Source organism: Aminobacter sp. NyZ550 (genome assembly GCF_025628925.2).
Classification (GTDB): domain Bacteria; phylum Pseudomonadota; class Alphaproteobacteria; order Rhizobiales; family Rhizobiaceae; genus Aminobacter; species Aminobacter ciceronei.
In genome coordinates this window covers 256434-278340 of sequence record NZ_CP114190.1, presented here as the reverse complement: position 1 = coordinate 278340, position 21907 = coordinate 256434, and the positions used below count along the sequence as shown (strand labels likewise).

General features: G+C 64.4%; 21 protein-coding genes. 13 read left to right on the top strand and 8 right to left on the bottom strand.

The window, feature by feature from the left end:
* The first annotated feature begins 245 nt into the window (after positions 1-245).
* The 4 genes from N7E70_RS01395 to N7E70_RS01380 all read left to right on the top strand — a co-directional run bounded on the left by N7E70_RS01395 (position 246) and on the right by N7E70_RS01380 (position 5405).
* Positions 246-2489: a transglycosylase domain-containing protein gene (locus tag N7E70_RS01395; RefSeq protein ID WP_154384556.1), complete on the top strand. Its 2244-nt coding sequence runs from the start codon at positions 246-248 to the stop codon at positions 2487-2489.
* 176 nt (positions 2490-2665) lie between these two features.
* Positions 2666-3646, top strand: coding sequence for a hypothetical protein (locus N7E70_RS01390; RefSeq protein ID WP_263005349.1), 981 nt, complete (start codon positions 2666-2668; stop codon positions 3644-3646).
* Between the two features lie 322 nt (positions 3647-3968).
* The gene (locus N7E70_RS01385) at positions 3969-4502 is read left to right on the top strand and encodes a DUF2865 domain-containing protein (RefSeq protein ID WP_269441437.1); all 534 of its coding nucleotides are present in this window, start codon (positions 3969-3971) and stop codon (positions 4500-4502) included.
* Between the two features lie 48 nt (positions 4503-4550).
* Positions 4551-5405 (top strand): hypothetical protein, encoded by an 855-nt coding sequence (locus tag N7E70_RS01380; protein WP_263005348.1) that lies wholly within the window; start codon positions 4551-4553, stop codon positions 5403-5405.
* A gap of 89 nt (positions 5406-5494) precedes the next feature.
* Here the strand turns inward: N7E70_RS01380 and ybaL are convergent, their stop codons facing one another.
* Positions 5495-7306, bottom strand: a complete 1812-nt coding sequence (gene ybaL, locus N7E70_RS01375; RefSeq protein WP_154384558.1) for a YbaL family putative K(+) efflux transporter — start codon at positions 7304-7306, stop codon at positions 5495-5497.
* Positions 7307-7497: 191 nt separating this feature from the next.
* Positions 7498-7947, bottom strand: coding sequence for a baeRF12 domain-containing protein (locus tag N7E70_RS01370; protein ID WP_067954909.1), 450 nt, complete (start codon positions 7945-7947; stop codon positions 7498-7500).
* Positions 7948-8368: 421 nt separating this feature from the next.
* On the opposite strand from N7E70_RS01370, the gene cysG reads away from it, so the two are divergent.
* The 5 genes from cysG to N7E70_RS01345 are packed head-to-tail and all read left to right on the top strand — an operon-like array spanning position 8369 to position 13095.
* Positions 8369-9820: a siroheme synthase CysG gene (cysG, locus tag N7E70_RS01365; protein ID WP_067965779.1), complete on the top strand. Its 1452-nt coding sequence runs from the start codon at positions 8369-8371 to the stop codon at positions 9818-9820.
* Entirely contained in the window at positions 9817-10122 is a 306-nt protein-coding gene (locus N7E70_RS01360) for a DUF2849 domain-containing protein (protein WP_067954908.1), read from the top strand. Before cysG ends, N7E70_RS01360 begins: the two co-directional genes overlap by 4 nt.
* A gap of 20 nt (positions 10123-10142) precedes the next feature.
* Complete coding sequence (locus N7E70_RS01355) at positions 10143-11813, top strand: nitrite/sulfite reductase (protein WP_067954905.1); 1671 nt, start codon at positions 10143-10145, stop codon at positions 11811-11813.
* On the top strand, positions 11788-12546 hold the full coding sequence (locus N7E70_RS01350) for a phosphoadenylyl-sulfate reductase (RefSeq protein ID WP_067954904.1): 759 nt from the start codon (positions 11788-11790) through the stop codon (positions 12544-12546). Before N7E70_RS01355 ends, N7E70_RS01350 begins: the two co-directional genes overlap by 26 nt.
* Positions 12547-12558: 12 nt before the next feature.
* Positions 12559-13095: a DUF934 domain-containing protein gene (locus N7E70_RS01345; RefSeq protein WP_067954902.1), complete on the top strand. Its 537-nt coding sequence runs from the start codon at positions 12559-12561 to the stop codon at positions 13093-13095.
* 55 nt (positions 13096-13150) lie between these two features.
* On the opposite strand, the gene N7E70_RS01340 is transcribed toward N7E70_RS01345, so the two are convergent.
* Complete coding sequence (locus N7E70_RS01340) at positions 13151-13360, bottom strand: hypothetical protein (protein WP_067954900.1); 210 nt, start codon at positions 13358-13360, stop codon at positions 13151-13153.
* Between the two features lie 253 nt (positions 13361-13613).
* On the opposite strand from N7E70_RS01340, the gene grpE reads away from it, so the two are divergent.
* The 4 genes from grpE (at position 13614) to N7E70_RS01320 (ending at position 16795) form a co-directional block, all read left to right on the top strand.
* Entirely contained in the window at positions 13614-14246 is a 633-nt protein-coding gene (gene grpE / locus N7E70_RS01335) for a nucleotide exchange factor GrpE (protein ID WP_067965778.1), read from the top strand.
* 121 nt (positions 14247-14367) lie between these two features.
* Entirely contained in the window at positions 14368-15000 is a 633-nt protein-coding gene (locus N7E70_RS01330) for a trimeric intracellular cation channel family protein (RefSeq protein WP_192319107.1), read from the top strand.
* A 69-nt stretch (positions 15001-15069) separates the two neighbouring features.
* Positions 15070-16422: an NAD(P)/FAD-dependent oxidoreductase gene (locus N7E70_RS01325; RefSeq protein WP_083948264.1), complete on the top strand. Its 1353-nt coding sequence runs from the start codon at positions 15070-15072 to the stop codon at positions 16420-16422.
* Positions 16423-16447: 25 nt separating this feature from the next.
* Complete coding sequence (locus tag N7E70_RS01320) at positions 16448-16795, top strand: hypothetical protein (RefSeq protein WP_263005345.1); 348 nt, start codon at positions 16448-16450, stop codon at positions 16793-16795.
* A 26-nt stretch (positions 16796-16821) separates the two neighbouring features.
* Here N7E70_RS01320 and N7E70_RS01315 read toward each other — a convergent pair whose 3' ends face one another.
* From N7E70_RS01315 to N7E70_RS01295, 5 genes are all read right to left on the bottom strand, one after another.
* Positions 16822-17301 (bottom strand): SRPBCC family protein, encoded by a 480-nt coding sequence (locus N7E70_RS01315; protein WP_263005344.1) that lies wholly within the window; start codon positions 17299-17301, stop codon positions 16822-16824.
* Between the two features lie 20 nt (positions 17302-17321).
* Positions 17322-17675: an MmcQ/YjbR family DNA-binding protein gene (locus N7E70_RS01310; protein ID WP_263005343.1), complete on the bottom strand. Its 354-nt coding sequence runs from the start codon at positions 17673-17675 to the stop codon at positions 17322-17324.
* A gap of 4 nt (positions 17676-17679) precedes the next feature.
* The gene (locus N7E70_RS01305; RefSeq protein ID WP_246787043.1) at positions 17680-18510 is read right to left on the bottom strand and encodes a GNAT family N-acetyltransferase; all 831 of its coding nucleotides are present in this window, start codon (positions 18508-18510) and stop codon (positions 17680-17682) included.
* A 201-nt stretch (positions 18511-18711) separates the two neighbouring features.
* Positions 18712-21003: a PAS domain-containing hybrid sensor histidine kinase/response regulator gene (locus tag N7E70_RS01300; RefSeq protein WP_263005342.1), complete on the bottom strand. Its 2292-nt coding sequence runs from the start codon at positions 21001-21003 to the stop codon at positions 18712-18714.
* 101 nt (positions 21004-21104) lie between these two features.
* Positions 21105-21734: an SH3 domain-containing protein gene (locus N7E70_RS01295; protein WP_169808288.1), complete on the bottom strand. Its 630-nt coding sequence runs from the start codon at positions 21732-21734 to the stop codon at positions 21105-21107.
* Positions 21735-21907: the final 173 nt, after the last annotated feature.

The following is a 21907-nucleotide window of genomic DNA, read 5'->3' as shown; positions in this document are numbered from 1 at the left end:
GGAAATGGCCGTCCTAGATCCGACCTCAATAGGCTACAGAGAGAATCGCCGTTCCCCGCCCTGCTTTTGAGCCAGGGCGACTTAGCACGCCATTGTTGCGAACGAAGCGGTAACGAGCGGTAACGTGCGTTAGCTAACTTATTGATTGTCCGATGCTTAACGAGAAACCGTTTTAAGGCCTCCTTAAATCGCCGCATTTACTGTCCAACCGGAACGCCATTGGCATGGGGGCCGGACAAACAGGTATGGCGAACCGGAACGACAGACGCATCGAGCCCAGCTTCGATGGACCGCGCAATGATGCGGAGGACGACGTCTTTTCGGTGCGCGAGGAGGACCGCGTCGTGCCCAGCCGCCGCAAGCAGCCCGCCAAGCGCAAGTCGTCCAAGGGCCGCGCGCCTGAACGCGGCCGCAGCCGCTCGCGCAAGCCCAAGCGCGGCCTGTTCGGCATCTTCGGTCGCCTGGTCTACTGGTGCTTCGTTCTTGCCATCTGGGGCGGCATCGCCGCTGCCGGCATCGTCGTCTACTACGGCGCCAAGATGCCCAGCGCCACCACCTGGGCCATTCCCGACCGCTCGCCCAACATCAAGATCGTCGGCGTCGACGGCCAGCTCGTCGCCAATCGCGGCATGACCGGTGGCGAGGCCGTCGGCCTGCACCAGATGTCGCCCTACATCCCGCAAGCCGTGATCGCGATCGAGGACAAGCGCTTCTATTCGCATTTCGGCTTCGACCCGATTGGCCTGGCGCGGGCCGTGTCGACGCGGTTCCTCAATGGCCGCTTCACCCAGGGCGGCTCGACGCTGACCCAGCAGCTGGCCAAGAACCTGTTCCTGAAGCCCGACCGCACGTTGGAGCGCAAGGTCCAGGAAGTGCTCCTGGCAATGTGGTTGGAGCAGAAGCACACCAAGGACCAGATCCTTGAGATGTATCTCAACCGGGTGTTTTTCGGCTCCGGTTCTTATGGCGTGGAGGCCGCCTCGCGGCGCTATTTCGGCAAGTCCTCGCGCGACGTGACATTGGCCGAGGCGGCACTTCTGGCCGGCCTGCTCAAGGCGCCGTCGCGGCTGTCGCCGGCACGCGATCCCAAGGCCGCGGGCGACCGCGCCCAACTGGTCCTTGCCGCCATGCGCGACCAGGGCATGATCGGCGACAAGGAACTGGCCAACGCAATGAATGCGCCGGCGACCCGTGTCGCCTCGTTCTGGACCGGTTCGGAAAACTACGTCGCCGACCGCGTCATGCAGGAGTTGCCCGAGCTCATCGGCGAAGTGCAGTCGGACATCGTCGTCGACACGACAGTCGACATGACGCTGCAGGAGATTGCCGAAAAATCGATCCGGCGGCTCGTCGACGAGAACGGCCAGAAGCTGAATGTCAGCCAGGGCGCGCTGGTGTCGATCGACAATACCGGCGCCGTGCGCGCCATGGTCGGCGGCTACGACTATGCCACCAGCCAGTTCGACCGCGCTTCCGAAGCGCGGCGCCAGCCGGGCTCGGCGTTCAAGCCCTTCGTCTACATGGCGGCACTTGAGCAGGGCCGCACCCCCGACAGTATGCGCAACGACGCGCCGATCAAGATCGGCAAGTGGACGCCGGAAAACTACAACGGCAAATATTATGGCCGGGTGACGCTGAAGACGGCCCTGGCGAAGTCGCTGAATTCGGTGGCGGCACAGCTCGCCATGGAAGTCGGGCCCAACGCTGTCGTCGAGGCAGCCCATCGCATGGGCATCGAATCCGAGTTGCAGCCCAACGTATCGATCTCGCTCGGCACATCCGAGGTAACCCCGCTCGAGCTGACCGCTGCCTACGTGCCTTTCGCCAATGGCGGCTACCGGCCCGAAGTCCACATCATCCGCCGTGTCACCACCACCGACGGCAAGGTGCTCTACGAGAACACGGCTGGAGGCGGGCCGCGGGTGATCAGTCCCGAGGTCGTCGGCATGATGAACGCGATGATGACCGGCGCGGTCGAGGAGGGTACGGCCAAGAAGGCTGCCTTTGCCTGGCCGGCAGCCGGCAAGACAGGCACAAGCCAGAACTCGCGCGATGCCTGGTTCGTTGGTTTCACCGCCAACCTGACCACCGGCGTGTGGTTCGGCAATGACGACGGCAAACCGATGAAGAAGGTCACCGGCGGCGCACTGCCGGCGCTGGCCTGGCACGAATTCATGGTTGCAGCCCACGAAGGCGTGCCGGTGGCGGCGCTTCCGGGCTCGTGGACACCGGGCAGCGGGGCACCTGACGTCGCCGTTGACGACCAGCCGGCCCAGCAAATGGATGAAAACACCTTCCCGCCAGCGCCGAAGCCGGCAAAGCAGCAGGTCGGCGCCGTCAACGTCCGGCAGGACCAACCCACCGCCTCGATCGGCCGACCCGTGCCGCCCGCAGATGTCGGCGGCGGCCGCCCGGTTCCTCCCGGCGAAGTCGGCGGTCCGACCCAGCGCCGCGAAACGTCGATCCTGGACGTGCTTCTGGGGAACTAGGCACTCCAAATCCCTGATGATCTGCGTATGTCTGTGACGTTCGCAACAGACGTGCGCGGACGTCTATCGGTCATGATGCTTTCCGGAAATATCCCCGACGGTTGTTGTTGACGATCGGTGAAGTATTCATTTGATGCTATGAGTTTTCAGAACATCGAATATTTCATGGGGATGTTATGACGATATTGCTCCGAATTCTCCGTATGGCATTTTGCGCCGTCATGGGGATCGTGATCTTTGCCGCATTGTTTGAGTTCGTAAACGCACTGCCTGTCGCAAATGGCTTCCCATTACACGCGCTGTGGTGGGGCGTTGTATTTCGTGCGCCAGCGTACGTCTTCTTTGGTGCTGCGCCATTGCTTTTCATGCTCACCATCATGGAACTGCGCGGTGTGCAAAAGCAGTGGCCCTACTTTCTCGTCTGGATAGCCGGAGGGCTGTTCCTGGGGCGAGCAAACTTGCTGGCTGCGGCGGTTTCGGCGCCGGCCGCAGGCTACTTTTACTGGCTGTCGGTCGGTAAGTCGGCGGGCGACTGGATTTCGGCTTGGCGTGAACAAAAGAGTCAGCAGGGGTTCAAGCCCGGAACCTATCTCGCTTACGCAGTCGTTGCCTATCTTGCTGCCCAAGCAGTGAGCTACGGCTACTATGGAGGAAAACTGCTGTGGGTAAGCTACGTAAGCGAACCCGGCTTGGGAACGCCGCCCGTGCCTTTGCGGAAGATGTCCGCAGCTCGGAAGGTGGCGTTGATGGATTTTCCCGACGTGGCATCCTGCCTGTCGAGGAACGCCGATAAGGCCTCCCCAAATTACCTTGAGCAGATGGATTGGGACCGCATCAACAACGTGAGTGAGGCCGAGGTCTGCATGTTCAGGCTTCTTGCTTCCTACAAAAACATTTCGCATGCAACGAAATGGTTCGAAGCCCAAGGCTTCACAGTGCCCAAGTCGTTCAGCAGCGCACGTCCAAACATCAGTTATGACGGCACCCAGCATGTTCATGGCTCCTACTCTATCCGCAAGAATGGTCCGAAATTTCCGACACGCGGGGTATTTCGACGGCTGTTTGGATCGATCCCCTATGGCATGAATTCGGCTTCGACTTGGAGCAAGGACGGGACTCAACTCCTCCGGGTCGATATCTCACTCAACATACTTTGACTGCCGAAACCACTCGCCGCAGCCTCACGGGGCGGCTCGCTCGCTGCGAGCTGTCGCCGTCGAGCGCGAAATCCAGGCCGCACCGCGCCGAGGCAACGGCGCTGCGATCAGGGCGCGTATGTCGGCATTGGGCTGCAGCCAGATGGTGCGCGCAGACCGGGCAAGTCGGACAGGCCCCTGTCATATGCCGGGCTGGCGATGCTCTACTGCGTGCGGCTCAAGGACGGGTACTATTCTCCCGGCGCCTAACGCCAAGTTCGTCAATGCCGGCTAATACGACAACACGCTCGATCGTTGCCGCTACATCTGCAACGACAAGGCAATGGACGTCTATGAGCTTGACGACATCGGGCGTGAAACCGAGGAGATGGTTTCGGTGAGGACGCGCCAGTCCTACAGGGACCTGCCACCTGCTTTCGCTTATCGCGAAATGGCCGATTTCCACGGCTGCGACCTGCCACGCTATTATCGCCGCGCCGACGAGATGCGGGCGCGGACGGTCATCCCAAAGAATATGGAGGCGGCGGTGATCCCGCTGCCGCAAGCCAAGTCCGAACTGTTTCTCGACGGTACCGTCACCGATTTTCGTACCCGAAGCGCCGGCGACGACGCGCAAGGTCCGCATCGTCGGGGCACCGTTCCTGCTGACCGGTTCGCTTCAGTCTTTTTCGCGCTGAGTCGTCATCTCTGCGCGCTTGGCGTCGCCAAGATGTCTGCCCCGGATGTCCGCAAGGGGGCAGCTTGGAGCGGGCAAGGGCGCGCCGGTGTGACCGCCTGTTGCTGCAATGTATCACTGTTGCCGGAAAACCAGCCAGGGTTGTGCTTGGTCGGGTTCTGTTATCTTTCCCTTGCGTAAATTAGCGATATGAAATGTTGCATCGCATTTTTTGACGAGGGGCTATCCATGAAGAAACTGCTCGCTGCCGCTGGGCTCGTCGTGCTCGCGACGCCGGCTTTCGCCGCCGACCCGACGCAACCGGTCGAGGAAACCGTCCGCCAGGTCTCCGGCTACGGCCAGATCTATGGCGGCGGGCTGTGGATCAGCGAATTCTCCGACGAGACCCTGTGGGCAGCCGGTGGCGCGGCGCGCATCAACGTGCCGTTTGCCGAGCGCTGGAACGCCCAGGGCGACTTCACCGTCGATGCCGTCGGCCAGGACGGCAACAGCCTGCACGGCGTTGGTGGTGCGGCGCACATCTTCTGGCGCGACCCGGCTTCCTACGCTTTCGGCGGCTTCGTCCAGGCCAGCACCTACGGATTTTCAGGCGGCTCGGATGAGGACCTCTGGAGCTGGAAGGTGGGCCCCGAGGCCCAGGCCTATTTCGGCAACGTGACGCTTTATGCGCAGGCCTATTACGGTGCCCTCGAATCCGACTTCCTGCCTTTTGACGTCGATCTCATGGGCATTCGCGGCGTCGTGCGCTATTTCGCCCAGGACAATCTGCGTTTCGACGGCGAGCTCGGCTTCCATCGCGCCAACCTGAGCCAGGGTGGCCTGGAGGCCGATTTCGACACCATCGCCGCAGCATTGCAGGCGACCTACCGCTTTGACGGCACGCCCTGGTCGGTGTTCGGCCGCTACCAGTACGAGAACATCTCGATCTCGCAAGGTTTCGGCGAGGCAAGCTTCGATTCGCACAAGGTGATGGTCGGCCTGCGCGCCAGCTTCGGCAGCAGCACGCTGATCGACGAAGATCGCAATGGCGCGACGATGGACACCTATCAGCCCAACTTCGTCATGCCGTTCCCCTTCCTCTGAGGAAGGCTGCGGGCTTTGCCCGCGCGCCAATGAAAAAGGCCGCGCTGATTGCGGCCTTTTTTGCTTTGGAGGGCTTTGCTTCGGCCGGCTCAGGCCGCCGCCGGCGGGGCGTCGGGTTCTGGATCGTTGGCCGGCGGTTTGCCCGAACCTTCCAGTACCTGTTCGACGATGCCGCGGGCGATCTCGCGCTCGCCCATGATCACCTTGTCGGCGCCGAGCCCGGTCAGGTGCTCGACCTCGGCGTCGGAATGGGCACGAGCGATGATCAGCATGCCGGGGTTGGCGGCCTTGGCCTTAAGCACGATCTGGCCGGCCTCGAAGGCATTGGGGATGGCTAGGATCAGACGCCTGGCGCCGGCGGCATTGGCCGCGCCGAACACCTCGCCCTTGACCGCGTTGCCGGCGACAGTCTCGACGCCGTCTGCCATCAGCTTGGCGATGGTCTTGTCCGAGTCCTCGATGACCAGGAAGGGCAGGCCGGCGTCCTTGAGCGACTGGCCGACCAGCGAGCCGACGCGGCCGTAGCCGATCAGGATGGTGTGGTCGGTGAGTTTTGTCGGCGGCGGCGTGTCGTCGTCGACCTTGGCCGATGCCACTGGCGTGGTGGTGGCGACTTCGCCGGGCTCGGTGGCCGGGCCGATCGGCACGGCTTCGACTGTTTCCGGCACCTTGCCCGAGCGCTTTTCCAGCCACGGCTTCAACCGCGCGACGCCGGCAAAGACCACCGGGTTGAGTACGATCGACAGGATGGCGCCCGCAAGGATCAGGTCACGGCCTTTTTCGGGCAATAGGCCTAACCCCACGCCGAGCTCGGCCAAAATGAACGAGAACTCGCCGATCTGCGCGAGGCTGGCCGAGATGATCAGCGCTGTCGCCACCGGATAGCCGAAGGCAATCACGATCAGGAAGGCGGCGACCGACTTGCCGATGATGATGATGAACAGCGTGGCAAGGATCGGCCAGGTGTTGCTGAGCAGGCTGGTCGGGTCGAACAGCATGCCGACCGAAACGAAGAACAGTACCGAAAACGCGTCGCGCAGCGGCAGCGTTTCCTCCGCCGCCTGATGGCTGAGCTCGGATTCGCTCATGATCATGCCGGCGAAGAAGGCGCCCAGCGCCAGCGAGACGCCGAACAGCTTGGCGGCACCGAAGGCGACGCCGAGCGCGATCGCCAGCACCGACAGGCGGAACAGTTCGCGCGAGCCGGTGTGGGCGACGTAGTGCAGAACCCACGGGATGACCCGGCGGCCGACGACCATCATGACCACGACGAAGGCCGCGACCTTGGCCAACGTCAGGCCGATGACGCCCCAGACGCCGAAATCGAAGCGCAGGGCAAGGATGTTGGGAGTCTCGGTCGTCTGAGCTTCGCCGCCGAGTACGCCGGCAAGCGCGGGCAGCAGCACCAGCGCCAGCACCATCGCGAGATCTTCGACGATCAGCCAGCCGACGGCGATGCGACCGCGTTCGGTCTCGATCATCCGCCGCTCCTGCAGCGCGCGCAAAAGCACGACGGTAGAGGCGACCGAAAGCGCCAGGCCGAAGACGAGGCCGGCGCCAAGCGACCAGCCGAGCATCCAGGCAAGGCCTGCGCCAAGCGCCGTGGCAAAGGCAATCTGGACGATTGCGCCGGGCACCGCAATGGCGCGGACGGAGAGCAGGTCCTTGAGCGAGAAATGCAGGCCAACGCCGAACATCAGCAGGATGACGCCGATCTCGGCGAGCTCAAGCGCCAGCTCCTGGTCGGCGACGAAGCCGGGCGTGTTCGGCCCGACCAGCACGCCGGCGATCAGATAGCCGACGAGCGGCGGAACCTTGAAGCGATTGGCGAGCGCGCCGAAGATGAATGCCAGCCCCAGACCGGCGACGATGGTTGCGATGAGGGGCGTGTCATGCGGCATTGTCCCGGCGGCACCTTTCGAAAATGAGCATTGTTTTGGGATGCAGCGGCGAAATCCGCTGCATTTCCAATATGGTGGACGCAGGCGCGCATGCGCAACCCTAAGCGGCCAAGAAACTTGGCCGATATCAAGAAAAGTGCCGGCAATCGCTGCCGGCACGCAAGGACTGGAGTTCTGAACGACAGCGGGGATCAGGCCGCCATCAGGATGGTCTCGATGTCGCTGACGCTGTGATTGGTCAGCGTCTTGGCGATCTCCGCCGCAACGCGCACGTCGACCTCCTTGTGCAGCTTCTTGCGCAACTCGCCGAGCACCAGCGGCGGTGCCACCAAGATGATCTCGCGGAAATCGCCGGCATGGGCAAATGTGTACAGCCGGGCAGCGATCTCGTCGGCGAAGCGCTCCTTGGCGATACGGTGCCAGTCGGTGTCGTCGACTGCGCTGCGGTGGATCGAGGGCCCGTCGCTGGAGCGGCCGGGACGATCGCTGCCCTGTTCGCGCGTCGGCGGGTTGTCCTGCTCCATCTCGCGCACGACCTCGAGGTTGGGGTATTTGGTGTCGCCCCGGTTCTTCAGGAACAGCGCCTTTTCGCCATCCGCTACCAGCACCCAGATGCCGTGCTTCAGTTTGAGGTGGGTCATGTCGTGCTCCTTCTGCTGTCAGCCCCTTTTGCGGAACGTCGACGGTTGATGGATGTTCCGGACAAGTGGCAAATCGAGGATTGAGCGCCGTCACGCTTAATTCTACTAACTTAGTAGAAATTAGGAAAAACGCATCCGGGCGGCTTTTCGGTTCGGTACCGCGTCTCGGCACAAGTGGGGCATCGCCAACCCTTGTAACTCCGGCGATTTCAAGGGCTGCGGGCGGTCAGCCTGACATTTGCGGGCATTGTCGCAGGCGTAGCTCGGAAACATGTGCGTCGACCAGCAGTTGGAATAATTTTCTCTTGAGGCATCAGGGCGGGCAAAAGCGATTGCCTCCCTTCTCGGCGCGCGCGAGTGCATTTCTTCTGCAGCGCAGCAAGGGCGGCTAAAAATGGCAGACATTCCGGAACCCTGCGTCATGACCCCAGCTGCCGCCAAGCTCAACGCATTCCCGATCTTCCTCAAGGTCGAAGGCGAAGCCGTGGTCATCGTCGGCGGTGGCGACGAGGCGCTGGCTAAGGCCCGTTTGCTTACCCAGTCGAGCGCCGAAATCCGCATCATCGCCGACCATGTCGAGCCGCATCTGCGCGACTGGATCGCCGCCAACGGCGCGACCCGCATCCATGCGCCCTATGACGCCTCGCTGATCGAGCGCGCCGTGATGGTGTTCGCTGCGACCGGCGACGAGGCGCTCGACCGTCGCATCTCTGTCGATGCGCGTGAACTGGGCATTCCGGTCAACGCCGTCGACCGTCCCGAGCTCTGCGATTTCTTTACCCCCGCTCTGGTCAATCGTGCGCCGGTCGCCGTTGCTATCGGCACCGAAGGGGCAGGGCCTGTCCTGGCCCAGATGATCCGCGCCCGCGTCGACCGCATGCTGTCGCCGCAGCTCGGCGCACTGGCGACGCTTGGCGCCGGCTTCCGCGACGCCGTCGAGCGCCTGCTGCCCAGGGGCAATGTCCGCCGCGGCTTCTGGCGCGAATTCTTCGAAGGCGCGCCGGCGCGTGCGCTCGACAACGGCCAGCTTGCCGAGGCGCATGACGCGGCGACCGAGCTTTTGCTGCAGAAAGGCGCGATCAAGGGTCACGTTGCGCTCGTCGGCGCCGGTCCTGGCGCCGAGGATCTTCTGACGCTACGCGCCCATCGCCTTTTGATGGAAGCCGACGTCATTGTCCATGACGCGCTGGTTCCCGAGGCGGTGATCTCGATGGGCCGTCGCGATGCCGAGCGCCTGCCGGTCGGCAAGCGCAAGGGCTGCCACTCCAAGACCCAATCCGAGATCAATGACCTGCTGGTCGAGCTGGCGCAGGCCGGCAAGCGCGTCGTCCGCCTCAAGTCGGGCGACCCGCTGGTGTTCGGCCGCGCCGGCGAGGAAATGCAGGCGATGCGCGATGCCGGCGTGTCTTACGAGGTCGTGCCGGGCGTTACCTCGGCCTTCGCCGCCGCCGCCGACTTCGAGTTGCCGCTGACGCTGCGCGGCGTCACCTCCTCGATGGTGTTCACGACAGGCCACGACCTCAAGGGCGGTTCGCTGCCCGACTGGGCCAAACTCGCCATCTCAGGCGCGACGGTCGCCGTCTATATGGGCCGCTCGGTCGCCGCCGACGTCGCCGGCCGCCTGATCGACGCCGGGCTGTCGCCCGATACGGCGGTGGCCGTCGTCGAGAACGCCAGCCTGAAGAACCGCCGCCGCTTTCACGGCACGCTCGCCGACCTGCCGTCGCTCGAAACGCGCAGCGATCTCGACGGCCCGGTCATGACGATCATCGGCGATGCGGTCGCCGGCGCCAACTTTGAACTTTCCGAGCCGCTCGCGGCACACAGGCACGAACAGGCCGCCCGCGCGGCGCTCGAAGGAAGCAGGGCATGAAAATCCTTACCGCCAACAGGCTGACCGACGGCGAGGCTGTGTGGTTCGCGGCCGACGGTACCTGGGCAGAGACAATCGATGTCGCCGAGACCGTCGGCGACAAGGCCGGCGAAGCTCGCCTGGAGGCGATCGGCAAGGCCGCCTACGACAACAACGAAGTCGTTGACGTCAACCTCATCGACGTCAGCGTCGTCAACGGTGCGATCCAGCCGCTCAGGCTGCGCGAGGTCATCCGCGCCGCTGGTCCCAGCAATCGCCTCGACCTTGGCAAGCAAGCCCGGCCCGCCGCCGGCGCCGCCTGAACACAGACCGGAAGACGACCATGTACCGTTACGACGAGTTCGACCATGATTTCGTGAAGGCCCGCGTCGCCGATTTCAGCGACCAGGTCGAGCGTCGCCTTGCCGGCGAGATCACCGAGGATCAGTTCCGGCCGCTGCGCCTGATGAACGGCGTCTATCTCCAGCTGCACGCCTACATGCTGCGCATCGCCGTGCCTTACGGCACGCTGAGTTCAAAGCAGATGCGCATGCTCGGCCACATCGCCCGCAAATACGACAAGGGCTACGGTCACTTCACCACGCGCCAGAACATCCAGTTCAACTGGCCCGCACTGTCGGATATTCCTGCGATCCTCGCCGACCTCGCTTCGGTCGAGATGCACGCCATCCAGACCTCGGGCAATTGCATCCGCAATGTCACGGCCGATCACTTCGCTGGTGCTGCCGCCGACGAGGCTGCCGACCCGCGTCCCTATGCCGAGATCCTGCGGCAGTGGTCGTCGGTGCATCCGGAGTTCTCGTATCTGCCGCGCAAGTTCAAGATCGCGGTGACGGGTGCCGAGCGCGACCGCGCCGCCATCCAGACCCACGACATCGGCCTGCATCTGAAGAAGAACGACAAGGGCGAGCTTGGTTTTGCCGTCTATATCGGCGGTGGCCAGGGCCGCACGCCGATGGTCGCCAAGAAGATCCGCGACTTCTTGCCGGAAGAGCACCTGTTGTCCTACACCACCGCGATCCTGCGCGTGTACAATTTGCACGGTCGCCGCGACAACAAGTACAAGGCGCGCATCAAGATCCTGGTCCATGAGACCGGCGTCGACGAGATCGTTCGCCAGGTCGAGCATGAGTGGCAGGCACTGAAGGACGGCGAACTCAGGCTGCCCGAGGCCGATGTCGCCGCGATCCAGTCCTATTTTGCGCCGCCGGCGCTGACGGCTCGGCCGGGAGGCGACGAGGCCGTCAAGCTGGCTCGGCTCGATTCCAGGAGTTTTGGCGACTGGGTCGACCAGAACGTCTTCACCCACCGCAATCCCGACTACGCCGCGGTGACGATCTCGCTCAAGGGCATCGGCGAAGTGCCGGGCGACGCCACCGACAGCCAGATGGAGGCTGTCGCCGACATCGCCGAGAAATACGGCTTCGACGAGATCCGCGTCAGCCACGAGCAGAACCTGATCCTGCCGCACGTCGCTCGCGCCGACCTCAAGGCGGTCTATGACGCGCTGGTGGCGATCGAGCTCGCGACGTCGAACTCCAACCTGATCAGCGACATCATCGCTTGCCCGGGCCTCGACTATTGCGCCCTGGCCAACGCCCGATCGATCCCGGTGGCTCAGGAAATCTCCAGGCGTTTTGCCTCGCTGGAACGCCAGCGCGACATCGGCGAGCTGAAGCTCAAGATCTCCGGCTGCATCAATGCCTGCGGCCACCACCACGTCGGCCATATCGGTATCCTCGGCGTCGAGAAGAAGGGCGCGGAACTCTACCAGGTGACGCTCGGCGGCTCGGCCGACGAGCACACCTCGGTCGGCGAGATCATCGGCCGCGGCTTCGGCCCGGAAGAGATCACCGACGCCATCGAGACGATCGTCGAGACCTATCTCGGCATCCGCCTCGACCGTTCGGAAAAGTTCCTCGACGCCTATCGCCGTGTCGGCCCAGCGCCGTTCAAGGAGGCGCTTTATGCTAGCGAAGCCAAGGCAGCCTGACGCCGGGACCGAAGCTCAGGTTCTGGCCGAGGCTGTGGCGCTCGACGCGCTCTACGGGCATCTGTCACCCGTCGAAGTCATCGCGCGCACTGCCACCGAGCGCTTTGTCGGCGAGATTGCGGCCGTCTCGTCCTTCGGGGCGGATTCAGCCGTGCTGCTGCACATGATTTCAGAGGTCGACCGCAAGCTGCCGGTGATCTTTCTCGACACCGGCAAGCACTTCGGCGAGACGCTCGACTATCGCGATGCACTGGCCGCCGATTTTGGCCTGACCGACATTCGCATCGTCACGCCCGACGAGGCAGCACTTGCCCGCATCGATCCGACCGGCAATCTGCACCAGACGAGCACCGACGCCTGCTGCGACGTGCGCAAGGTCGAGCCGATGGCGCGTGGCGTCGAGCCGTTCCGGGCCTGGTTCACCGGCCGCAAGCGTTTCCAGGCCGCCACACGCGCGGCCCTGCCGGTGTTCGAGCAGGTCGGCCCCCGCTTCCGCATCAATCCGCTGGCGCGCTGGACCACCTCCGACCTCGCCGACTACATGCGCAAGCACGCGTTGCGCGAGAACCCGCTGGTCGCCTATGGTTACCTTTCGATCGGCTGCTTTCCCTGCACGCAGATCGTCAAACCGGGCGAGGACGCGCGCAGTGGACGCTGGGCCGGACAGGCCAAGACCGAGTGCGGCATCCATCTTTCGGGTCTCGAACAGTCGCTGACCGACGCATCACTTTAGGAGTTCTTTTTCATGACCGAAGCGACACCGGCGCCGCGCCTCTGGACACCAGAAGGCTTCAGGGACGATGGCTGGACCCATGCCGAGGATGCGAGCGCGCTTTCCGGCAACAGCCGGGTGATCCTGCCGCTTCAGGCCTTTCTCGAGCTTTCGGCCGAACAGCGCGAAGCCGCAAAGGAACGTCTCGGCGTGTTGCTGCAGCCCGGCGACCAGCTCGAGGAGATCATCGACCATCTCGCCCACTTGTCGCTGGTGGCGCTTGCCTTTCCGGCCTTCAACGACGGCCGGTCCTTCTCCAAGGCCGAATTGCTGCGCAGCCGCCACGACTTCGAAGGTGTGGTGCGCGCCACCGGCCAGGTGCTGATCGATCAGTTGCCCCACATGTTGCGCGTCGGCTTCAACGAATTCGAGGTGTCGCACCCAGTGCTGTTGAAACGGCTCGAGGCCGGCCAGGTCGGCGGCTTGCCGCTCTACTACCAGCCGACCGCCAAGCCGGCGGCAACGCCTGGGGAAGGCGCGAAGTATTCCTGGCGCCGCAGCGCGACCTGAGCGCCGCAGAGCGACGGGAAAATGGCTGGAACCCTGGACTGAAGCGCGCAGCGCGCTAGCTTCTGCGGAGCATCTTGCGAAGCGGCTTGTCGTGCTCGGCGGCATCCAGCCTGTCGAGCAGGCGGCGCAGTTTCTTGGGCAGATGTTCGTCGGCCCGGAACGCCGGCAGCGCTTCCAGCACGCGCAGATTGCTTTCGGAGGCCAGCTCTCGCCTGATGTTCGTCGCCACCTTGGCTGCTGTCTTGCTGATGCGTGCGCTGGACATGATCGAGACCTGTTTTCGCTGGCAAAACTCCCGCCAGATGCAAATGGTTCCCACATTGCTTGCCCGCCGCAGACATGGTCGGCCCGGATGGTAAAACTTGAATTAACATTGAATGGCTGGTGCCGGCCGCACCGGCGATGAGGCGCCGAAAGGCGCGGCATCCGGTCCCGGCGGCCCTTGCCCCTTGATTTTTGGCACCCAAACCTCGATATCGGGCGCAACTTAGAACGTGTCCAAACAACGGGAAATGGCGATGAGCGATCAGGCAAAAGACGAACGCGTGCTCGACGAAGCCGCGACTGCCGAGGCCCAGGCCGACAAGATCGAAGGCAGCGTCGAAGGTGATTATGAAGCCCTCGTAAGGCTGCTCAAGGAAAACGAGGAGCTGAAGGACCGCGCCCTGCGCGCCGCGGCCGAGATGGAAAACCTGCGCCGCCGTACCGCGCGCGACGTGCAGGATGCCCGCGCCTATTCGGTCGCGAATTTCGCCCGCGACATGCTGTCGGTCTCGGACAACCTGCGCCGGGCGATCGAGGCCGTCACGGACGATGCCAAGACAGCTGGCGGTGCTGGACTGGCCAGCCTGATCGAGGGCGTCGAGGTGACCGAGCGGTCGATGCTGTCGGCGCTGGAGCGTCACGGCGTGCGCAAGCTCGACCCTCTGGGTGAGAAGTTCGATCCGAACTTTCACCAGGCGATGTTCGAAGTGCCGAACCCCGACGTCGCCGCCAACACGGTCGTGCATGTCGCCCAGTCCGGCTACACCATCGGCGACCGCGTGCTGCGCCCGGCCATGGTCGGCGTTGCCAAGGGCGGCCCCAAGCATGTCGCCGATGCCCCGGCCGAACCTGGCCCGGTCAACGAGCAGGCCGAGAAAGACGCCTGAAAAGCGAATAGCGAATAGGGAGTAGCGAACAGGGAATTCATCGCTACAGTGACCCCAAAGACAGGGGGGCTGCAATGTTCTTTCCCTACGCGCGATTCACCACTCCCTATTCGCTCCTTCCATGAACCCTCTGCTCTACCTCGACTATGCCGGCGTGGCGGTGTTTGCCGCCACAGGTGCGCTTGCCGCCTCGCGCAAGGAGCTCGACGTCATCGGCTTCCTGTTCCTGGCGAGCTTTACCGGCATCGGCGGCGGCACCGTTCGCGACGTCATCCTCGGCCTGCCGGTTTTCTGGGTGATCAATCCGGCCTATGTGCTGGTCTGTGCTTCGGTCGCGGTGCTGGTCTTCTTCACCGCCCATCTTGTCGAATCCCGCTACAAGCTGCTGCTCTGGCTCGATGCGCTCGGCATGGCCGCCTATGCCGCCATCGGCGCGGCCAAGGGGCTGGAGGCCACGGGGTCGCCGACCGTCGCCATCATCATGGGCATGCTGACAGCCACTTTCGGCGGCATCCTGCGTGATCTGCTTGCAGGCGAGCCGTCGGTGCTGCTGAAGCCCGAGATCTATGTTTCCGCGGCGATGACGGGCGCCGCCATCTACACGCTTGCCGAACTGGCGGAATTGCCGACTGAGTTGTCGACCGTCGTTGCCTTCGTCGCGGCCTTCATGGTGCGTGGCGGTGCGCTGAGGTTCGGCTGGACCTTTCCTGCCTATCGCAGCCGTCCCGGCCGCCGCCCCGAAGATATTCCCTGAGAAAGCTGGCTCTATACCTGTCCGCGGCGCCGGTTCTACTATGTGCCGACGAAGCAGAGGACAGGTCAGATGCAGCATCGCGTGGTGGTCGTGGGCGCCGGCTTCGGCGGGCTTGAGGTCGTCAAGGGGCTGGCAGGCGCAGCAGTCAGCGTCACCTTCATCGACCGGCGCAACCATCACCTGTTCCAGCCTCTGCTCTACCAGGTAGCGACGGCTTCGCTGGCCACCTCAGAGATCGCCTGGCCGATCCGTTCGCTGGTCTGGAACAGGCCGGACGTGACAACAATCCTGGCCAGCGTCACCGGCGTTGATGCCGAACGGCGCCACGTTCTGCTCGAAGGTGGCGAGACGGTACCCTATGACAGCCTGGTGCTGGCGACCGGGGCGCGGCACGCATATTTCGGTCACGACGAGTGGGAGCCCTTTGCGCTCGGCCTGAAGACGCTCGAGGACGCAACGACCATCCGCCGCCGCATCCTGGTAGCGTTCGAACGCGCCGAACGGGAGACAGATACGGAAAAGCAGGCGGCACTGCTGACCTTCGTCATCGTCGGTGCCGGCCCCACCGGGGTGGAAATGGCCGGAACGATCGCCGAACTGGCGCGGGACACGCTGCCGCGCGATTTCCGCAACATCGACACCGGCAAGGCGCGGGTGGTGCTGATCGAGGCCGGTCCGCGCGTCCTTGGCGGGTTCCCCGACGACCTTTCCGAATATGCGTTGCGCTCGCTGCGCAAGCTCGGCATCGAGGTCGAACTCGGTCGCGCCGTCTCCGACTGCAACGCCGACAGCGTCACCTATGGCGACACCAGGCTGGCGACGAAGACCATCATCTGGGCCGCCGGTGTTCGCGCATCGCCCGCCGCCGAATGGCTCGGTGCCCCGGCCGACAGGGCCGGCCGTCTCCAGGTCATGCCCGACCTGACGGTGCCCGGCCACGCCGAGATCTTCGCCGTCGGCGACACGGTGACGGTGAACGGGCCGGACGGGAGGCCGGCGCCCGGCATCGCTCCCGCCGCCAAGCAGCAGGGCCAGCACGTCGCCTCCAGCATCAAGGCTCGGCTGCGCGGCGACGCCGGGCCGCGGCCGTTCCGCTACCGCCACCAGGGTAGCCTGGCGCAGATCGGCAAGCGACGCGCGGTCATCGATTTCGGATGGATCAAGCTGAAAGGGGCGCTGGCGTGGTGGTTGTGGGGCATCGCCCATATCTACTTCCTCATCGGCTCGCGGGCGCGGCTGAGCGTCGCCATCAACTGGTTGTGGATTCACGCCCGCAACCAGCGCGGCGCCCGTCTGATCACCCAAGGCGAGGCGCAGATCGACGCGAGCGGCGTTGCCGCCGTCGACGAGCTGGCAACCGCCGACGCGTTGCGCCGGCCCCCTGCGGCGGACGCCATGCATGCGCCGCCCACGCCTCAATGACCGCCTTCGCCGGGGCGCCGCTGGCATGACCGGGCAGAACCAGCCGCACCGCCTCATAGCTATCCTTGGCTATGTGGGCCTTGTCGTCGCACTGCCCATCGCCTTGTTCGGGCTGATGCCAGCGAACGAGTATACTGCTTGGGGCGGCGCCGGCATCGACTGCGACGGCCCTGGCCCGGTGCTGCTCTTCGGCACTCTCGGATTGGCGATCTATGGCGCGGGCGCGGTCCTCAACGGCAGGCATTTCAGAAAACCGTTGCGGCTGCTGGTCGCCGGGACCTGCATGCTGGTCTGCCTGGCGCTGATGGCCAACATCGCCGACGCCGTCAGGGAGCAGCGGGTCAACGATCTCGCTTCCGATACCTGCGGCTGATCAGATGCCTCGCGCGACTGGCACCCTTAGCGGGCTTCGACGAAGGCCGCGAGGTTTTCAAGCGACGAGGCGATGCCCTCGCGATGGTCGTCCTCGCTGATGCCCGGGGGCACGTTTTCGCAGCTGACGGTGACCCGTGTGCCGCCTTCGACCGGTTCCAGTGTCGTCACGATCCGCATGGTCCCGGCAAAGGACGGGTCGTCCGATTCGAATTCGACGAGCTCGATGACGCGGCGGCCAGGAATCAGTTTGGCAAAACGGCCCTCGAAGACATCGGCATTGTCGGTGGTCTTGCCGTGCCCATGCTCGTCTTCATAGATGAAGGCCATACGAAAGGTGCCGCCCTCGCGCGCGTCGAAGGCCAGGACTTCGCCGCGCATGCCCTGTGGCGGACGCCAGCTCGCCACGGCTTGCGGCTCGATCAGCGCCCGGTAGATGATGTCGGGCGTAGCCTTGATGAGGCGCGATCCCGTGTCCGTCCGTCCGTGCTCACCAGCGCCTGCCATCTGCGCCTCGTCCCTGTTCGTCAGCCGGCTGCTTGCCGCGCCTTGAGCAGGCTCTTCGGTGCCTGCCTCAACCAGGCGTGTTCGAGCCTTGTCCTCAGCTGATCGGCTGGAATGTCGTGGATGCGCACCAGGAACACCGGCCAGCCCTTGTAGTGGGCGGTCTCGAAATAGAGATGCGGATCGGCCTCCATCAGCATCTCCTTTTCCTCGAGCGCGCACACCACCGCCACCGTGTCGGCATCCTTGACGCGGCAGAGGAATTTCTTGCGGACGTGAAGCGACGGCGTGCCGTAGGAGGTGCCTTCGACCACCTCAGCCAGTCCTTCGGCCGCAGCTAGCAGCTTGTCGAAGGCAGGCCGGAGGTCGTCGGTCATGGCACTAGGCGGCGAAGCGCTGGGTTTCGCCGCCGTAATAGTTGATGTAGCGGGCGCCGATTTCCTTGACCGGCATGACGATGAAGACGTCGGTCGTGCCGAAGTCGTGGTCGATGACGCAGCCGTCGCCGATCTTGGCGCCAACGCGCAGATAACCCTTGATCAGCGGCGGCATCGCAGCGATCGCCGACTTGGCGTTGACTGCTTCGATCGGCATCAGGTCCATGGCGCAATAGCGTCCGGCAACTGCCCGCACGTCCCAGTCTGCGCTGGTGCGGCAGTGATGGGCGAGATAGGTCAGCGCCTCGGCATGCGCTGCGGGCACAGTGCCGTGGAACGATGCGCAACCGGTCATGACGTCGATGTCATAGCGGTTCAGATAGGCCCAGATGCCTTGCCACAGCGCCTCGATGGTGCGCTTGGAGCGGTATTCGGGCAGCACGCAGGAACGGCCGAGTTCGAGGAAGCGCTGGCCGGGATGGCGGGCGATGAGCTTGTTCAGCTCGAACTCGTCGTCGGAGTAGAAGCCGCCGGCCGCCGTTGCGCGCTCTTGGCGCAGCAGGCGATAGGTGCCGACGATTCGGCGATGCTCGGGGCCATTGATCGAGGTATCGAAGACCAGCAGGTGATCGCAAATATCGTCGAACCGGTCGGCGTCGCGCCGCTCGATCGAGTGCAGCGCCTGCTTCCTGGCACCGAGTTCGTCGAAGAACACGCGGTAGCGCACTTCCTGGGCGGCGGCGATTTCCGCCTCGTCCCGGGCGAGGCGAACCTCAAGCGTCCCGATCCGTCCGAGCGGCGTCCCTGGCAGTAAAGGTTTGGAAGGCACTGTCACCTTGGCGCCGTTGGCTTTCTGAGTGTCACTGTCCGGCAAGGCTGTATGCACGGGTGATTCTCCTTCGAGCCATCCCTCCTGGCGCGGGGATACGGTGTCGGTGCTACAGGATTGTGACAGTATCGTGATCAACCTGTCGCGGCAAGTCTGGGCGGGCAAGCAACGTCGAGTAGCCGGCTAGGAAAATCACCGTGATTTAGTTCACGCAGCGGCCCGCTGCTCGACGAGATTGATCAGGACATCGGGGTCGAGCGGCTTGGTGACGAAGCCGCTGGCGCCATGGGCGAGCACCGCGTGGCGGGTTTTTTCCTGGCTGTCGGCGGACAGCACCATGATCGGCACGGCAGCCAGGCCATGCTGCTCCTCATGCCTGCGAATGGCCGAAATGGCGTCCAATCCGTCCATCACGGGCATATGCATGTCCATCAGCACGACATCGTAGCGCCGCTTGCGGCTGGCGCCCGTCACCGCTTCGACGGCGGCCTTGCCATTGTTGACGACGTCGACGCGATGGCCTGCTTTCACCAGCACGGCGCGGGCGAGCATGGCATTGATGTCGTTGTCCTCGGCGATCAGCACCGACAGGCCGCGAAGCTGCGAATGATTCGCGGGCTTGGCCGCAGCGCGACGGCTGGCAAGCTGCGGCTTGCCCGGCACCACGCCCTGATTCGCCAGAAGTATCCGCAGCAGCGTCTCGCCGCGAACCGGCCGGGCCAGGAAGGTGGCATAGCCGCTGGCGCGCAGTTCGCCGAGCAGTCCGCGGTCGGTCGGCGCGATCAACGTGATCGCCTCGCTGGCGGAGAAGCCGGTTTCGCGCAATTGCTTGAGCAGACGGCCGTCATTGTCCTCGAGCGCGGCGTCGACCAGCAGCGCGTTGCAGCCTTCGGCGAATGCGGCGGCCTGTTCGGGCGTCACCGCAATGTCGGCGCGGCCGCCATGCGCGCGAATGGTTTCGGCCAGTGCTTCTGCCTCGGTGGTGTTTCTTGACAGGATGACGGCACATCGGCCGGCCAGCGCATCGGCATTGGTCTGGGGCGTATCGGTTGCGCCAAAAGCCGGCAGTTCGAAGGCGAATTGCGAGCCTTCGCCGGGTTGGCTGGTGACGGTGATCGTGCCGCCCATGGCGGTGACCAGCCGTCTGGAGATGGCGAGCCCGAGCCCGGCGCCGCCATGCGAGCGTGTTGAGGTGCCGTCGGCCTGCTCGAACTCCTCGAAGATGCGCTCGACGTCCTCGGGACGCAGGCCGGGGCCGGTATCGCTCACTGTGAAGCGGATCTTGCCGGGATGGTCGTCGCCGGTCCGCTTGACGCTGAGCCGGACGCCCCCGGCGTCGGTGAACTTGATGGCGTTACCGATCAGGTTGAGCAGCACCTGGCGGACGCGGCCAGGATCGGCCGAGATCATCTGCGGCACGTTGGACGCGACATGGCAGCCGAGCCCGATGCCCTTGGCGAATGCGCGCGACGCCAAAAGCTCGACGACACTGTCGGCGATCTCGCGCGGCGACATCGGCTGGGGCTCGGGATCGAAGCGGCCCGCCTCGATCTTGGAGTAGTCGAGCAGGTCCTCGATCAGCGCCAGAAGCGCGCTGGCCGAGGTCGAGACGGCGCCGACATAGGTGCGCTGCTCGGGCGACAGTTCGGTGTCGTGCAGAAGCTTGGCCATGCCCATGATACCGTTCATCGGCGTGCGGATCTCGTGGCTTACGGTTGCCAGGAAGCGCGACTTCGCCTGGCTGGCATATTCGGCGCGCTCGCGGGCGCCGATAAGGGCGGCTTCGGCGCGCTTGCGGGCGGTGATGTCGCGGGCGATGGCCCGGTGCGACACTGCGTTGCTGGCCTTGTCGCGCACCGAAAGCTCGATCCACGAGAACCAGCGCACGACGCCGTTGGAGCGGATGCCGACATCGGTAGAGCTCAGGCATTCGCCGTCTGAGAAGGCGGCGTCCGGCACCACGCCGACATCGACGCCGAGTTCGGCAAGCGTGCGGCCGGCGAGATCGCGCGGGTCCTGGCCGATGAGTCCGGCGAACACCTTGTTGGCATAGACGATGCGACCGTCGCGGTCGCGATGGACGACAAGATCGCCAAGCGCGTCGATGAGGCCGCGGAAGCGCTCTTCGCTTTCCTGCAGCTCCCACATCCGGTCGGCAAGGGTCTCGATCTCGGCCCGGTTGCGCGAAGCGTTCTCGGTGATCTCTTCCGCGGCTCGCGCGCGCTCGCCCAGGCTGCGCGACAACAGCACCATGCCGGCGAGGCCGATGGCAAACAGGCTGGCGCTGATGAAAACAGGCGCGCCGGTCAGATGCGCGAGGCCCGACAGCACCAGCACCGCGACGATGATCGCGAAATAGAGGCCGCGCGGCGGCTCCTTCGGCAAAGCGGGGGCAAGCGGTGGCGGCGTGATGATACGGCGGTGCGACTGGGCATCGGTGTCGGCGATGGCCGCGCCTTGCGTCGTCTTTTCTCCCGTCGTGCCAGATTCCGTCATCATGGCGGAAGCCTAGCACCGAGAGCTTAGGGAAGATTTTGGCAGATAGATCGAATTTTAGCGGTCGTGCTTTTTAGCAATAGGACGGCCGGGAAATACTGCGATTACTGGACGTAGCTCTTGTAAACGTAGCCGCGCTTGCCGTTGAAAACGATTTCGCACCATTGGGTGCAGGAAACCAGTTCGACTGAGGTCTTGGCCGGAATGACGCCGAGCACCGCGCCGCCTTTTTGCGGTTTGGCGCGCATGTTGACCGAGCGCTTGATGACGGCAGCCTTGCCGCCCTCGCGGGCCTCGGCAGGCTTCGCCTCGGCGTCGATCGCCTTGACTGCTGCGGTTTCGGCCGGATCGGTCTTGGCGTTGGTGTCGGTCAGCGCGAGTGCCGCCGTCTCGGTCGGGTCCTTGGCGATAACCTTTTCGGCGCCGGGAATGGCCGGCATGGCTTCGAGCGGTTGGGTTGCGCCCGCCTTGACCACCTGCGCCCATCGCGGGTCGGCGGCCAATGGCATGTCGGAGGCTTCCTCGGCGGCAGCATCCGAAACGATGATCGAGCTGGCAGCGGAAGCGACGCGGCTCTTGCGGCCGGTTGGCTCGGCGATGATGGTGGTGATCTTTTCCTTGGATGGCTCGGTCTCGACCTGCCTGGCTTCCTGCACGGTGTCGGCCGAGTTCTGGCCCATATGAGGCACGATGAAGAGGGCGGAGACGGCGGTTACACTCATCAGGGCGGTCATTGCCAATACACCGCAAACCAAGCCGCGGTTCGGCGCGTTCTCGCGCCAGGAAGCCGGCTCGGCTTTCATAAACATCATCGCGGAGCGCGGCTGATTGGCTGCGCCCAACCCGAAGGGCATTTTCACTAGCAACTCTCCACTCAGGCCCCAAGTGCTCGGAATAGCGAGCTCCC

Coding starts and splice junctions, on each gene's coding strand:
- N7E70_RS01360 (WP_067954908.1), top strand. CDS start 9,817: ATGAAAATCCTTACCGCCAACAGGCTGACCGACGGCGAGGCTGTGTGG.
- N7E70_RS01340 (WP_067954900.1), bottom strand. CDS start 13,360: ATGTCCAGCGCACGCATCAGCAAGACAGCAGCCAAGGTGGCGACGAAC.
- N7E70_RS01355 (WP_067954905.1), top strand. CDS start 10,143: ATGTACCGTTACGACGAGTTCGACCATGATTTCGTGAAGGCCCGCGTC.
- ybaL (WP_154384558.1), bottom strand. CDS start 7,306: ATGCCGCATGACACGCCCCTCATCGCAACCATCGTCGCCGGTCTGGGG.
- N7E70_RS01330 (WP_192319107.1), top strand. CDS start 14,368: ATGAACCCTCTGCTCTACCTCGACTATGCCGGCGTGGCGGTGTTTGCC.
- N7E70_RS01345 (WP_067954902.1), top strand. CDS start 12,559: ATGACCGAAGCGACACCGGCGCCGCGCCTCTGGACACCAGAAGGCTTC.
- N7E70_RS01325 (WP_083948264.1), top strand. CDS start 15,070: ATGCAGCATCGCGTGGTGGTCGTGGGCGCCGGCTTCGGCGGGCTTGAG.
- cysG (WP_067965779.1), top strand. CDS start 8,369: ATGACCCCAGCTGCCGCCAAGCTCAACGCATTCCCGATCTTCCTCAAG.
- N7E70_RS01310 (WP_263005343.1), bottom strand. CDS start 17,675: ATGACCGACGACCTCCGGCCTGCCTTCGACAAGCTGCTAGCTGCGGCC.
- N7E70_RS01395 (WP_154384556.1), top strand. CDS start 246: ATGGCGAACCGGAACGACAGACGCATCGAGCCCAGCTTCGATGGACCG.
- N7E70_RS01390 (WP_263005349.1), top strand. CDS start 2,666: ATGACGATATTGCTCCGAATTCTCCGTATGGCATTTTGCGCCGTCATG.
- grpE (WP_067965778.1), top strand. CDS start 13,614: ATGAGCGATCAGGCAAAAGACGAACGCGTGCTCGACGAAGCCGCGACT.
- N7E70_RS01350 (WP_067954904.1), top strand. CDS start 11,788: ATGCTAGCGAAGCCAAGGCAGCCTGACGCCGGGACCGAAGCTCAGGTT.
- N7E70_RS01315 (WP_263005344.1), bottom strand. CDS start 17,301: ATGGCAGGCGCTGGTGAGCACGGACGGACGGACACGGGATCGCGCCTC.
- N7E70_RS01300 (WP_263005342.1), bottom strand. CDS start 21,003: ATGATGACGGAATCTGGCACGACGGGAGAAAAGACGACGCAAGGCGCG.
- N7E70_RS01385 (WP_269441437.1), top strand. CDS start 3,969: ATGGACGTCTATGAGCTTGACGACATCGGGCGTGAAACCGAGGAGATG.
- N7E70_RS01320 (WP_263005345.1), top strand. CDS start 16,448: ATGACCGGGCAGAACCAGCCGCACCGCCTCATAGCTATCCTTGGCTAT.
- N7E70_RS01370 (WP_067954909.1), bottom strand. CDS start 7,947: ATGACCCACCTCAAACTGAAGCACGGCATCTGGGTGCTGGTAGCGGAT.
- N7E70_RS01295 (WP_169808288.1), bottom strand. CDS start 21,734: ATGACCGCCCTGATGAGTGTAACCGCCGTCTCCGCCCTCTTCATCGTG.
- N7E70_RS01380 (WP_263005348.1), top strand. CDS start 4,551: ATGAAGAAACTGCTCGCTGCCGCTGGGCTCGTCGTGCTCGCGACGCCG.